We start from the raw sequence: 13,109 nt of genomic DNA on the forward strand, positions 1-13,109 counted from the left end.
GTTCAGTAGGAGGCGCCGGTGATCTCATTGGTCACGGCATTGATGCGCTGGATCACTTCGTCCGCCTCCTCCTGCGTCACGCCCATGTCCTGCAGCGTCTCCAGCAGGTGGCCGGTGAAGAGTCCAAAATGATGTCTGGTGATGCCGCGGCCATGATGGGCGTGGGCCAGCGGGCGGCCGCTGTACTGGAGCGGGCCGCCCGTGGCCATCACAAAAAACTCGCGCTGCATGGCATGCAGTTTTTCCAGTTCGGTGTGTCTGAAAAACGGCCCCAGCTCTGCATCCGCCAGCACACGGGCATAGAAGGCGGGGACCAGGGCGGAGATCATTTCCTCACCGCCGAGACGTTCATAGAGAGAAGGGGATTCTGAATTCATGCCCGGCCTTTAAGCACAAACAGCGCCGTCATACCGGACCAAAACACCTGCGGGCAAGGCATGCGCAGCGAATGCCAGCGGGCGCGTGATCCGGACACAAAAATGGCGGACAAAACCACCGTGCTTCTGGCATCACTCGTGCCTATGAGGACGGCATGTCATTTCTTCAGCACCTGCAGCAGGAAAACCCCGTGGCCGCCGACCTGCTCATTTTCAGCATTGTGATTCTCGGGGGCATCGGCCTGGGCCACATCCGTTTCCGTGGCGTGAAGCTGGGCACCGCAGGCGTGCTGTTTGCCGGGTTGGCGGCGGCTCACTTCGGCCTGCGTCCAAATGCGGAGGTGGCGCACTTTTTGAAGGAGTTCGGCCTCGTGCTCTTCGTCTTTGCGCTCGGCATGCAGATGGGACCGGGGTTCTTCGCCTCCCTGCGGCGGCAGGGGCGCCTGCTCAATGCCTATGCTTTCGCGCTGGTGTTTCTCGGGGCTGCGGTGGCTCTGGCAGGCGGCTGGGTCCTGGGCATGCCGCTGCCTGCGGTGGCGGGACTGTTTGCCGGCGCCACGACAAACACTCCTGCGCTGGGGGCCGCACAGCAGGCGCTGGCGGCGGCCCATGCAGGTCCGGAACTGGTCACGCTGCCGGCGCTCTCCTACGCGGCCTCCTACCCGCTGGCCATCGTCGGCATCATCGTCTCGCTCATCGTCTTGCGCGTCTTTTTCCAGGTTGATGTGACCCGCGAGGCGGAGCTTTTCCGGCAGGAGCAGGGCGCTGGCATCGAACCGCTGCAACGCATGAACCTGCGGGTGGAGAATCCGAATCTCGAGGGGCTCAGCATCTCCCAGGTGCCCGGCATCCATGAAACCAGTGTGGTCGTTTCCCGCCATCGTCCGGCCACTGTGGTGGAAGTGGCTGCCGCCACGCCGGAGACACGGCTGCATGTGGGGGATGTGATCATGGCCGTGGGCACCCAGACTCATCTGGAGCAGTTTTGCCGCGTCATCGGCAGCAGCACGGAGGAGAACCTCATGAAGGCTCCCGGCAGGATCACCTACCGCCGCGTGGTGCTTACCAACAAACGCCTGCTCGGCAAAACGGTACATGAACTCGGTCTCGATCACTTCCATGGCGTCGCCGTCACTCGCGTGAGCCGTGGCGACCTCATCTTCACCGCGCTGCCGGATCTGCGCCTCCAGTTTGGAGACATGCTTCAGCTCGTGGGAGATGAAGACTCCCTCAATGCCGCAACGCAGCGGCTGGGCAACGCGGTGCAGATGCTGCAGGAGACCAAATTTGCCGCCATTTTCGCGGGCATCCTCCTGGGCGTGCTGCTCGGCCTTTACCCTCTCCGCATCGAAGGCCTGCCGGCGCCTGTGCGCCTGGGGCTGGCCGGCGGACCGCTCATCGTGGCCATCCTGATGAGCCACCTCGGCCGCCTGGGCCCCATGGTGATGCACATGCCTCTCAATGCCAACCGTGCCCTCCGCGAGCTCGGCATCATTCTCTTCCTCGCCAATGTGGGCCTGCTCTCAGGCGAGCATTTTGCCGCCACCGTCTTCTCGGCACAGGGGCTGCAGTGGGTGCTGCTGGGCATCCTGGTCACCACGCTGCCGCTGCTTGTGGTGGGCTGCATGGCACGCAAAGTGCACCGGCTGAACTTCATGACGCTCTGCGGTCTCCTGTCTGGCGGGATGACGGACCCGCCCGCGCTCGCCTTTGCCACCACCATGGCGCGCTGCGACTCCCCGGCGGTGGCCTACGCCGCGGTCTATCCCCTCACCATGCTGCTGCGCATCGTGGCGGCCCAGGTGATTGCGCAACTGGGCTGAGAGCAGAGAATGCCTGGAAGCGCCGTCTGTTGAAAAACAAAACACAAGACATCACGCGCACATGGAGTTCCTTGTCAGCCCGCCCATGAAGCCAGCCGCCGTCCTCACTCATCTCTCCGCATTCCTGCTGCTCCCCGCCGCCCTGTGCGCCGCCGATGAGCCGGCCAAGAAAGCGGAACCCTCCAGGGAGCGGCCGCCCGCAAACATGGAGCTGCCCAAGGGGCTGCCGGTGGAGCTGCAGAAGAAGGCCGAGGAGTTCAAGAAAAGCCAGGCTGCGGCGCGCGAGCTGATGAAGCAGGGCAAATACGAGGAGGCCGAAAAGGTGCTGCGTACGCTGATCGATGAATTCACCCAGTTCTTCGGACCTGACAATGCGCTGCTGCCAGACTGCCGTGGGGCGCTGGGCACCTGCCTGCGCGCGCAGGGCAAGGTGAAGGAGGCCAGCCCCGAATTCCGCGCCGCATGGCAGGGCCACGTCAAATATTCAGGCGCGGAGAATCCGGAGACCCTGCGCATGCACAATGCGCTGGCGGAAAACCTGCATGAAGAACGGCGCTATGAGGAGGCGGAGAAGGAGACTCGCGCTGTGGTGGAGGAAATGACCAAGGTCTATGGTGCCGAGCATCCTGCCACACTGCTCAACCGTGGCAACCTGGCCGCGGTGCTCAGTGACGAACGCAAGTACGCCGAGGCGGAGAACGAGCTGCGCGACCTCGTCAAAATCGACGAGCGCGTGATGGGCGTGAACCAGCAGCCCACCCTCATGGCCCGTGGCAACCTGGCCATCACCCTGCGCGAGGAGGGCAAGCTGGAGGAGGCCGAGAAGGAGTTCCGCGGTCTGCTGGAGCTCATGGACAAACACCCCGGAAAGGACCACCCGGACACGCTGACCTTCCGCTATCACTTTGTGCTCTGCCTGATCCAGGAAAGGAAGCTGGCCGAGGCGCAAAAGGAGGCCACGGAGGCCCTGGCGGAGGCCGGAAAGAAACTGGGCCCCGACCACCCGAACACCAAGGAGCTGCAGCGGGTCGTCACGAATCTGCAGCGCGTGCCCGGCCTGCCCAAGTAAAACTGCATGTGCTAAATAATTAGCAGATTGTGCTTGCATGACCACGGCTTTTTGTGCTAATAATTTAGCATGTCTGAAAAAGCCAGCCAGTTGAGCCGCCGTGAACGCCAGATCATGGACATCATCTATGCGAAGGGTGAGGCCACCGCCTCTGAAGTGGCCGCCGCAATGACAGACGCCCCCAGCTACTCCGCCGTGCGCGCGCTGCTGCGCATCCTGGAGGAGAAGGGCATGCTGAAGCACCGCGAAGACGGCAAACGCTACGTCTTTCTGCCCACCCAGTCCGTGCAGAAGGCCAGCCGCTCCGCGCTCAAGAACCTCGTGCAGACCTTCTTCGAAGGCTCCGTGGCCAATGCCGTCGCCGCGCTGGTGGACGGGCGCGAAAAGATTTCACCCGAGGAGCTCGAACGCCTCGAGTCCATCATCAAGCAAGCCAGGAACCGTTAACCCAGCCAACCTATGAATCCACTGCTGTACTCCGTCCTCGACCTGCTGGCCAAAAGCGCCGGCATCGTGCTCCTCGCCTTCGCCACGCAGCACCTGTGGCGAAATGCCTCCGCCGCCCAGCGCTGCGCGGTGTGGCTGGCCGCCTTCGCCGCGCTGCTGCTGCTTCCGTTCACACAGCTCTGGCAGCCCTGTTGGTCCATCGATTTCGCGCAGCCGGAGGCGCAGACCCCGCTGCCACAGCTCAGCCCTGTGGTGCATGCCGCCGCGGCTTCTGAAGTGGTGATGCCTGAGTACAAGGCGCAGTCATGGCTGCCCACACTCAGTGCCATGCAGTGGGCGGCCTGTGTCTGGGGCGCGGGATGCGTCTGGCTCCTTGCCCTGCGGCTGCTCGGCAGCCTGCAGCTTCGCCGCTTGAGAGCTCAAACGCGTCTGTTGGAGGATGGCCGCGTGCTGGCCTGCGCCGCGCGTGTGGCTCGAACTCTGGGGCTGCGGCGCACGGTTTCACTGCGCACATCCTCCAGCGTCACGGTGCCGCTCACCTGGGGAATCATCCAGCCCGTGCTGCTGCTGCCGGAGCACTGCCTGGAGTGGGACGAGGCATGCCTGGAGGCCGCGCTGAGGCACGAGATGGGCCACATCCGCCACGGCGATGCGCTCACACGCCTTATCACCACCTTCATAACGGCCGTTTACTGGCCCAATGCCCTCGTCTGGCTCGCCGCCAAGGCCTGGCGCACCACGCAGGAGCAGGCGGCGGACGATCTGGTGATGAGCGGTGGCGCCGTGGCGGAAAACTACGCGCTGCAACTCCTGGATGCTGCGCGTGGCGTGCAGGCTGCGGGCGGACTGTGCGCACCCGTGATGGCCATGGCCCAGCCCTCCACCCTGGAGACACGCCTCTCCGCGATCATGGATGGCGGGCGGAATCGCAGCTCCTACAGCACTCGCGGTGCGGTCACCTGCCTCGTCCTCGCTTTTGGCGCGCTCGCTCTTTGTGCTGCGGCGCAGGTGCGTGCTGCGGAGGAAAAGCCGGGGCAGGAGGCGGCCTCTCCCGCCGGCAAACTGAAGGACAAAGCCAACAAGCTCATCATACCCAGCATGAAACTCAAAGGGGCCAGCCTGGAGCAGGCCATTGCCTTTCTCCGTCAGCGGGCCATTGAACTGGACCCGGATCACATGGGCCTGAATCTGAACATCGAAGACCCCGATTTTCAGAAGGATGCGGAGATCTCCGTGGACTTCATCAGCATTCCGGTCAGCGAGGCATTGCATTACGTCTCATCGCTCAGCCATCGCGTGGTGCGTTATGAAGCCGCCGCCATCTTCATCAGCCCGGAGAATGCCAGGGCAAAGATGGTCACGCGCTCCTACAAGCTGCCTGCCGGCGCCGCCGCAAAGATCGGCAATGCCAGGCAGTGGCTCACGAAGCAGGGCGTTTCCTTTCCCGAGGGCGCCGCAGTGTCGCTGGTGGGGGAGGATGGCTCCCAGCTTGTGATCAAAAACACCGAGCAGGAGCTGCAGAATGTGGAGGGGCTGATCGAGGCGCTTGCCGCGGGCAAAACACTCGCTCCTCCCGCGACGGTGATTCCCGCGGCCCAGCCTTCTCCGCTGGAAGCCAAGGCCGCCGCCATCATCATTCCGCAGGTCCAGTTTCAGGGTGTGACTGTGGCCGAAGCCGTGGAGTTTCTCCGCATCAAGGCGCGCGAGCTTGATCCCGATAAAAAGGGCGTGTCCATCATCGTCAGAGCTGAGGGTGTCGCGCCCGGCACACGAATCTCGCTGGATCTGCGCAACGTGCCACTGACCGAGGCGCTGAAATACACGGCCGAACTTTTCGGGCTGGGCCTGACTGTGGAGCCCTATGCGATGGTTCTCAAAGCCAGGGTGACAAAATGACCGGAGGGTGGCCCGTCCGGCACCGTCCATCCTTTCAAACCTGCAGCAAGGACACGGAAACCTTTCCACCAAAACAGGCCTCCACGTCTGAATCAGGATCACGCGGGCGTGAAGCGTAGGAGGCATCATAGACATACCCCTCCGGCTCCTGGCGGTAGCTCACCCTCAGCGGTGAGCGCGCCGGGTGGCAGAGAATGCGCGGTGGCACCGCTGTCTTCTCGGCTGGCAGGTGCGGCAGATTGATGTTCCAGAAGCTGCTGGGCGGATGATCCTGGGCATAGGTCTCCTGCACGATTTCCGCCACCCACGCGGCGGTGCGCTGCCAGTCCACCGCAAGCTCACGAATCATGTAGTGGGACAGCGCCATGGAGCGGATGCCATGATAGGCGGCCTCACGTGCCGCGGCCACGGTGCCGGAGATCACGATGTCCTGCCCCATGTTGCCCCCCGCATTCACACCTGAGAGCACCAGGTCAGGCTTGAGACCCAGCGCAAACACGGCGAGCCGCACACAATCCGCCGGAGTGCCGTGCACGGCGTGGCGGTTTTGCCCCACGGGATCCACCTGCAGGCACTGATGGGTGGTGACTCGGTGGCCGCACTGGCTCTGCTCCATCGCCGGAGCCACCACGGTGTAATGCCAGCCGAGCTGCTTCACCGCATTTTCCAGCGCGCGCAAACCCGGCGCGGCGATGCCATCGTCATTCGTGAGGAGAACATGCATCGGCTTTGCTTACGCGAGATCGAGGATCACCTTGCCACCGCGCGAGCCTTCCTGCGCGCGCTTGATCGCCCGGTTAAATTCAGCCAGCGGCACGATCTCATCAATGGCGGTGACAAGTTCGCCCGACTGGATGAGAGAGGTGAGGGGATCGAGCACTTCATACAGCTCCGCCGTGCTGGCTTTCTCAAACCATTTGGTGATCCACAGCCCGCGCAGTTGCAGGTTTTTGAAGATGAGAAATTTGTTTGGCACCTTCAGGCTGCGGCGGCTCATGGCACCGTAGGTGACGAGCATGCCCTCCGGGCTGAGCAGGTCCATCAGATGGATCGCGCTGTCTCCGCCCACCGCATTCGTGGCCAGCATCACCGGCTCATCTCCCACGAGCTTTTTCGCCTCCGTCACGCCCTCATCCGTGTCCAGAAACACCGCGTCCGCGCCCAGCGTTTTCAATTCATCAAACAACTCCGCGCGCCGCACAAAATTGAGCGTGCGAAAACCGAAGTGCTTCGCCAGTTGAATGAAGGCTCGTCCCACGCCGGAGTTCGCCGCATTCTGTGCCACCCACGCGCCTTTCGGCAGATCCGTCTGGTAGTGCTTCAGCAGCGCCCAGGCGGTCACCGGATTGACGCGCATCATGCAGGCCTGCACGGGATCGATCTGCGGCGGAATTTTGGCAAAGTGATGCTCCGCCGCCGTGAGGTGCTGCGTCCAGCAGCCCGTGCCGAGCAGAGAGATGACCACATCTCCCTTTTCCAAGGAAGTGACCTTCTCCCCAACGGCCTCCACCTCGCCACAGCCCTCGTGTCCGGGAATGCAGGGCGGATGCGCCGGGCGGCCATAGGTTCCCTCGATGAAATTCAGGTCCGCCGGATTCACCGGCGCATAGCGCATGCGCACCCGCACCTCATGCCCTTCCGGCGGCGTGAGTTCACGTTCCTGAAGCTGCAAAACTTCAGCAGGATTGCCGGTGCGGTCGAATTGGAGGAATTGGGACATGATGTGGGGGATTACGTCGGGAAAAAGGCCGGAGGCTCTCTGTTTCTTACTGTGGGAAGAAGCGGCGGAATGGCAAATGCGGGGTGGAAGAAGCGCAACGGCCGTGAAAACTTGCCTCCGCTGTTCATGGACAAACCACCACTCGCGGACTTTACGATGGGAGCAAAATAGCCTAAAATCCCGCCATGAACACATTGGAGACCGATGTCGAGATTGGCGCTGATGGCAGCCTGAAGCTGCTCTCGCCACTGCCCGATTGGTTAAAACCGGGGCGTATGCATCTAGTGCTCTCGGTTCCCCTTGAGGGGACGGCAAAGCCCAGGCGATTGATTCCAACCGCCACACCCGAAATGCTGGTGAAACGTGCGGCTGCTTTGGAAGGATTGCGAGCGACGGGTGGACTCAAGGATGTGATACCTGATCCGGCGGCCTGGCAGCAAGACCTCCGGGAAGACGTGATCCTTCCCAGGCCGGATTGACCTCCCATGATTTGCGACAGCAATATCATCATCTATGCCGCCGAGCCCGGCGATGCCCTGTGCCTGCCCTACGTGCAAAGAGCGGATGCCATGATTGCGAGCGTCACCAGGATCGAGGTGCTTGGCTTTCCCAAGTTTGGAGAACTCTCGCCACCGCGGCAAGCCCAGCTCCTGGCTCTTCTGGCATCCACGACCGAACTCGTTTTGGACGAAGAAATCATCCGGCAGACCATCCAATTGCGCCAGCAGAAGAAGATGAAACTCGGAGACGCCATCATCGCCGCCACAGCGTTGGAATATGATGTGCCTCTTGTCACCAGAAATGCAGGGGACTTCAAGCACATTCCGAACCTTCGTGTCATCAATCCCTTCGCGAAGAATGAGGCATAGTACGGTCATCACTCACTTCCTCACCCCAATCTCCTCCACAGGAATTCTCTTGAACCCCAGCTTAAAGGCCGGTGATTCCGGCTTCAGCCTGAAGTCATCCTTCTTCCAGTCCACAAACAGAGGGTCGGCCACGAGGCTGTGTTTGTCCCATCCGGCGTTCTGCCAGGCTGCCCACTCATCCAGAGGTTCGGCTTCCGTGATGCGGACGTCGTCGATGAAGATCTGGCCCTTTGGCTCATGGCAGTCGATGCGCAGCCAGAAGGCGGTCATCCAGGGTTTCCATCCGGCTTCGTTCTCGCGCAGCATGCGCCCGGTGGCCTCCACCTCCTTCCATTCAGGGGTGGCGGTGATGCTGGTGCTGCCGGCCTGCCAGTAGCCTTCGCCGTTTTTGAAGGAGGCAAAGGCGAGGCTGAGCTTGGCGGTGGGTTCGGAGGATTTGACGCGCAGTTTCACGCGGTAGGCGGCACCCGGCTTGATCGGCACATCGGGTCCATGAAACACGCTCTTCGGATTCGGCGGCGTGCCCAGGGCACAGTCCGCGCGCAGCGCGCCATCAGCCACCACGAGCTGCACGTCCTTGTTCGGCCGGTGATTGAAGCCCCAGCCTTTGGGTGTTTTGCCAGGCTCGGCACTGTCGAAGTTTTCATTCACCAGCGGCGCACCTTTGTCTGGCCCCACCTGATTGATGCCGGTGACAATGGGGTGTCCGCTGTTCCAGGCGATGTTGTAATCAATGGTGTTGTACTTCGGTGAAGCATTGCGGATGTCGCCGTATTTCACACCGGCGGTGTCGCCAAACATGATGTTGTGCTGGAAGCTGTTGCCGCTCATCATGGTGCCGTCTTCGCGAATGGCATCTTTCGGGTGCAGGTCCATGTTGCGCATGTTCTTCCACGCAGGCTGGCCGATCACGGATTCGTACCCCTTGATCATCGTGTCGATGTGGCCGGTGTGGAAACGCTGGTCCTTCGTCCAGCCATGGAGATCAAACTGGAACTTGCCGCCGAGGGCAAAGATGTTGTTCTCCACCACGCAGTCGCGCGAGTTGTGCATGTGGATGGGCGTGTGCGCCACGCGATAGACAATATTCCCGATGATGTCGAGTCCGCCGCTGTTGTCGTCCGGGTAGAGACCAAAGGTGAACCATGGGTGCTTCAGCCCGCCGGATTCCTGGCCGCAGCCGATCACGTCGTGGATCAAATTATACTGCCACTTGCTGCCGCGGCTGCTGATCCAGTCGCGCCCGCCGGTGTAGATGGCGCCGCCGTCCTGCGTCTCCAGACAGAGATGGTGCAGGTGATTGTACTCCACCACCAGATTGTTCCCGCTCATCTGCACGCCCATGCGCGGGCCGTCGTGGATGTGGTTGTGCGTGGCCGTATTGTCCACGCCATAGATGCTGATGCCGCAGGCGTTCTTGTTAAACACGCCCATGTGGTGAATGTGATTGTCCGCCGCCACATGCCCCGGCCCGGTGAGTGTCTTGCGGTCGCCGCCGCTGAGGCTGATGCCGTTGCTGCCGGTGTAACTGATTTCGCAATGCGAGATGCGCACATTCTTGCCCTCGCTCACACCCACGCCGCTGCCATGAAAGGCACCGACCTGCGTGATGACGCACTTCTCCACCACACAATCCTCCGCCCGCTCAAACGTGATCGCTGAGCCATGGCAGCCCATGAGCGTGAGGCCGCGGATGGCGATGTTTTTTGCTCCGGCTTTCACTTTGAAAAAGCTCTCCAGCACGGGCAGTCGGATCTCGGGCATGTCCTTGTGAAAGGGTTCCCAGAAATAGAGCATGCCGCTGCGCTTGTCATAATACCACTCACCGGGTGCATCCAGCTCCTCCAGCGCATTTTGAAAATGGTAGCGATTGTGAGGGTGCAGGTCGTAGCTGCAGTCTTTCTTCAGCGTGAGCAGCCGCGTTTGCGCATCCAGCGAAGCCACCGGCTCCACAAAATTCCACCAGCCGTACTGCGCAAAGATGTCGATCTCCACATCCTCCGGGTGCGCCCACTTCCGCACATCCTCCGGCTTCACGTACAGCGTGCGTTTCCACAGGTGCCCCTCCGGCGCGCCCGCAGGCGGAAACTCCGCCACAAAGGCCCAGCCGCCGTAGAGCGGATCTGTGGCATCGAAGTTCGGATACCGCGCCAGGATTTGCCTCTCGCCTCCGCTCAGAAGCTGCCGCGGCACAAAGCCCTTCGGCAGCAGCTTGGACACATCCGCCTTCATGATCTGCCCCTCATACTTCTCCCAGCCTCTGACCACCGGCGCACCGATGAGGATGCTGTTGGTCCCGGTGATGGTCAGGTTTGAATCCTGCGCCTCAAGCTGGATCGGCTGCGTCAGCTCCGTCACGCTCGCTGGCAGCACGATCGTCGCCGGAGAGCTGTTGCCCGCCTTGCGCGCCGCGCGCACCTGCTCCAGCGCCTGAGAAAACGAGAGGGCAGGGGACACCCGCACCTCCAGACCATAAGCGGTAGTGAGTGCAGCAAAGGTGACAGCGAAAAGCAGAGGACGAGTCAGAAACATGGTTGCAGAGCGATACGCGGCACCGGGCGGAGGGCAAATGGGTCTTGTGGCCGGGGGCTGTGCTTTGTCCTGAGACTTCCGCTTAGTTTCATTGACGCTTCCGCCCTCGACTGATAAGAAAATCGAGAATTCACATGCCAGACACAGCCCCTGCCTCGCCATTGGATGCTTTTTCAGGCCGCATCGAGCCCACGCGCGTGCCGCTGCTTTATCAGTTCGGTCTGGCCTTTGTGGCGCTGGCCATGGTGCTGCTGCCGCTCATTTACATCGCTTTGATCATCGCCGTCGGCTGGCTCGTGTGGTGGCATCTGCAGAATGACATCGGCATCATCACCCACGCACGGGGCCGCGCCGCTGTCATCGCCCTGGTCGTCTATCTCGCGCCTGCGGTGGCCGGTGGCATTTTCATTTTGTTTTTGGTGAAGCCGCTCTTCTCGCGCTCCACGGACCGCCCGCAGATCTTCAAGATCACGCCGGCGGAGGAGCCGCTGCTGTTCGCCTTTGTGGCGAAAATCTGCCAGCTCGTTGGAGCTCCGGAGCCACGCGAGATCCGTCTGGACACCCAGGTGAATGCCTCCGCCGGGTTTCGCCGCGGCTGGCTGAGTTTCTTTGGCAGCGATCTCGTGCTCGTCATCGGTCTGCCGCTGGCCGCGGGAATGACGGCGCGCCAGCTTGCGGGCGTGCTGGCTCATGAGTTCGGCCACTTTGCACAGGGCGCGGGCATGCGGCTCAGCTACATCATCCGCAGTGTGAACGCCTGGTTTGCCCGGGTGGTTTTTGAGCGGGACCACTGGGATGAAAAACTCGAGGAGTGGTCCCAGTCCGAGGAATGGTGGATCAAGCTCATCTTCATGCTCGCCAAGGGCGGTGTCTGGGTCGGGCGGAAGGTGCTCTGGTGCCTCATGCATCTGGGCCATGCCATCAGCTGCTTCATGTCCCGCCAGATGGAGTACGATGCCGACAGCTATGAAGCAAAGCTGGCGGGCAGCGCGGAGTTTGCACGCACCGCAGCACGCCTGCGCTCCCTCGGCTTCGGACATGCCGTGGCCATGAATGACGCCTACCAGACCTACCAGTCCAAAGAGCTCCCGGATGATCTGCCGGCCATGGTCCTGTGGAGGGAAAAAAACCTCCCCGCGGAGGTGCAGAAGGAGTTCGACAAACACACCGCCGAAGCCAAAACCAGCTGGAACGACACTCATCCCGCCGACCCGGACCGGGTGAAAGCCGCCCTCGCGTGGCAGGCACCCGGCGTGTTTCAGCAGGAGACCCCGGCGGCGGAGCTTTTTGCTGACTTCACCGCCTCCTGCCAGAATGTGACCCGCCACTTTTTTGAGCACATCCTCGAAGTGCCCGCGGGCAAGGTGCAGTTCCGCAGCACCACCCGCATGGTGGAAGACCGCCAGTCTGCCGACGCCTCAGACCAGTACCTCGAAGCCTTCTACGGCAAAAACTTTCACCTGCTGCGCATCCAGTCCATCGAGCCCGGGTGCCAGGGCACGTGGCGTGAGGCGGTGGACCAGATGGAGCCGCTGGCTGCCACCTACGGCCATCAGCTCGCCCAGCTCGACCGCTGTCAGGAGGCCCTGCTCAAGCAGGTCATTGCCGGCGATCTCATCACCGCCGGTTTCACGCTTTCCGAGCCCGGTCAGTTTTCGCTGGCCTCCAGCACGAAGAGCGGCGCGGAGTTCGCCATCCGCGAGACCAATCACGAAATGCAGCAGCTCGCTGCGCTGATGAGCTCCTACGAAACCGGAGCCTCCCGACGTCTGGCAGCCGCGCTGGACTGGTGGCAGTCTCATCATGAAGACGAGGCTTCCCGGCGCCATTTGGAGCGCCTGCTGGTGGCCCAGCGCGCCCTGGCCAGTGGCGTGCCAAACATGATGCAGGCCTCCCGCACCAGTCGTTCGCTGCAGTTGCTCTTCGACAATGCCGCCAATCATTCCAATGGCTACGAGCTGGAGCGCCAGGCCCGAGCGGTGGCCCAGCGCATCGAAGTCGCCACCTCGCAGTGCATGACCACCCTCGGCGATGCCGAGCATCCTTACCTCAGCGGCCACCCGCCCATTGCCCAGGCCCTGCATCTTCCAGACCAGAAGGACAATGAATGGGCGCGCGCCTTTCAACTGGCCAATGTCTGCACCGAGGCCCTCGTCCCGCTGCTCGTCCGCATCATGGGGGATCTCTGCGGCCTGGCATTGGCGGCGGAGAAGGAAATGAAGGCAGCCGCCTCACAGTTCACGCCGCCGGAAGCACCGCCGCCAGAGGCGGCCTCTGGCGAGTCGGATGCCACTGTCGTGGCCGCATAGGGCAGGGGGGGAGGCGTGGAATAGGGCCCCCAGGGACGTTTCCGCTTCCCAGCTTCCAACCTGAAAC

11 protein-coding genes are annotated in these 13,109 nt (G+C 62.2%); 7 read left to right on the forward strand and 4 right to left on the reverse strand.

Translation table 11 applies throughout. The features are described from left to right. Positions 1-2 precede the first annotated feature (2 nt). Positions 3-377, reverse strand: coding sequence for a group 1 truncated hemoglobin (locus tag ACILSQ_RS26770; RefSeq protein WP_395746760.1), 375 nt, complete (start codon positions 375-377; stop codon positions 3-5). A gap of 155 nt (positions 378-532) precedes the next feature. Here ACILSQ_RS26770 and ACILSQ_RS26775 point away from each other — a divergent pair, with 155 nt between their 5' ends. The 4 genes from ACILSQ_RS26775 to ACILSQ_RS26790 all read left to right on the forward strand — a co-directional run bounded on the left by ACILSQ_RS26775 (position 533) and on the right by ACILSQ_RS26790 (position 5,612). Then, positions 533-2,200: a putative transporter gene (locus ACILSQ_RS26775; protein ID WP_395746761.1), complete on the forward strand. Its 1,668-nt coding sequence runs from the start codon at positions 533-535 to the stop codon at positions 2,198-2,200. Positions 2,201-2,285: 85 nt separating this feature from the next. Further along, positions 2,286-3,269, forward strand: coding sequence for a tetratricopeptide repeat protein (locus ACILSQ_RS26780; protein ID WP_395746762.1), 984 nt, complete (start codon positions 2,286-2,288; stop codon positions 3,267-3,269). Between the two features lie 69 nt (positions 3,270-3,338). Further along, positions 3,339-3,716, forward strand: a complete 378-nt coding sequence (locus tag ACILSQ_RS26785; protein ID WP_395746763.1) for a BlaI/MecI/CopY family transcriptional regulator — start codon at positions 3,339-3,341, stop codon at positions 3,714-3,716. Positions 3,717-3,728: 12 nt separating this feature from the next. Beyond that, positions 3,729-5,612, forward strand: coding sequence for a M56 family metallopeptidase (locus tag ACILSQ_RS26790; RefSeq protein WP_395746764.1), 1,884 nt, complete (start codon positions 3,729-3,731; stop codon positions 5,610-5,612). Positions 5,613-5,646: 34 nt separating this feature from the next. On the opposite strand, the gene surE is transcribed toward ACILSQ_RS26790, so the two are convergent. Continuing rightward, complete coding sequence (gene surE, locus ACILSQ_RS26795) at positions 5,647-6,336, reverse strand: 5'/3'-nucleotidase SurE (RefSeq protein WP_395746765.1); 690 nt, start codon at positions 6,334-6,336, stop codon at positions 5,647-5,649. Between the two features lie 9 nt (positions 6,337-6,345). Beyond that, a complete protein-coding gene (locus ACILSQ_RS26800; RefSeq protein WP_395746766.1) occupies positions 6,346-7,332 on the reverse strand; it encodes an MDR family NADPH-dependent oxidoreductase in 987 nt (328 codons plus the stop codon). Positions 7,333-7,517: 185 nt separating this feature from the next. Between ACILSQ_RS26800 and ACILSQ_RS26805 the strand changes: the two genes are divergently transcribed. Together ACILSQ_RS26805 and ACILSQ_RS26810 are read left to right on the forward strand one after the other, a co-directional pair. After that, positions 7,518-7,811 (forward strand): hypothetical protein, encoded by a 294-nt coding sequence (locus tag ACILSQ_RS26805; RefSeq protein ID WP_395746767.1) that lies wholly within the window; start codon positions 7,518-7,520, stop codon positions 7,809-7,811. A gap of 6 nt (positions 7,812-7,817) precedes the next feature. After that, on the forward strand, positions 7,818-8,201 hold the full coding sequence (locus ACILSQ_RS26810; RefSeq protein ID WP_395746768.1) for a type II toxin-antitoxin system VapC family toxin: 384 nt from the start codon (positions 7,818-7,820) through the stop codon (positions 8,199-8,201). 12 nt (positions 8,202-8,213) lie between these two features. On the opposite strand, the gene ACILSQ_RS26815 is transcribed toward ACILSQ_RS26810, so the two are convergent. Continuing rightward, entirely contained in the window at positions 8,214-10,733 is a 2,520-nt protein-coding gene (locus tag ACILSQ_RS26815; protein WP_395746769.1) for a right-handed parallel beta-helix repeat-containing protein, read from the reverse strand. Between the two features lie 134 nt (positions 10,734-10,867). On the opposite strand from ACILSQ_RS26815, the gene ACILSQ_RS26820 reads away from it, so the two are divergent. After that, positions 10,868-13,042, forward strand: coding sequence for a M48 family metallopeptidase (locus ACILSQ_RS26820; protein WP_395746770.1), 2,175 nt, complete (start codon positions 10,868-10,870; stop codon positions 13,040-13,042). Positions 13,043-13,109 lie beyond the last annotated feature (67 nt).

Origin of the sequence: Prosthecobacter sp. (genome assembly GCF_044227185.1) — a bacterium.
Classification (GTDB): domain Bacteria; phylum Verrucomicrobiota; class Verrucomicrobiia; order Verrucomicrobiales; family Verrucomicrobiaceae; genus Prosthecobacter.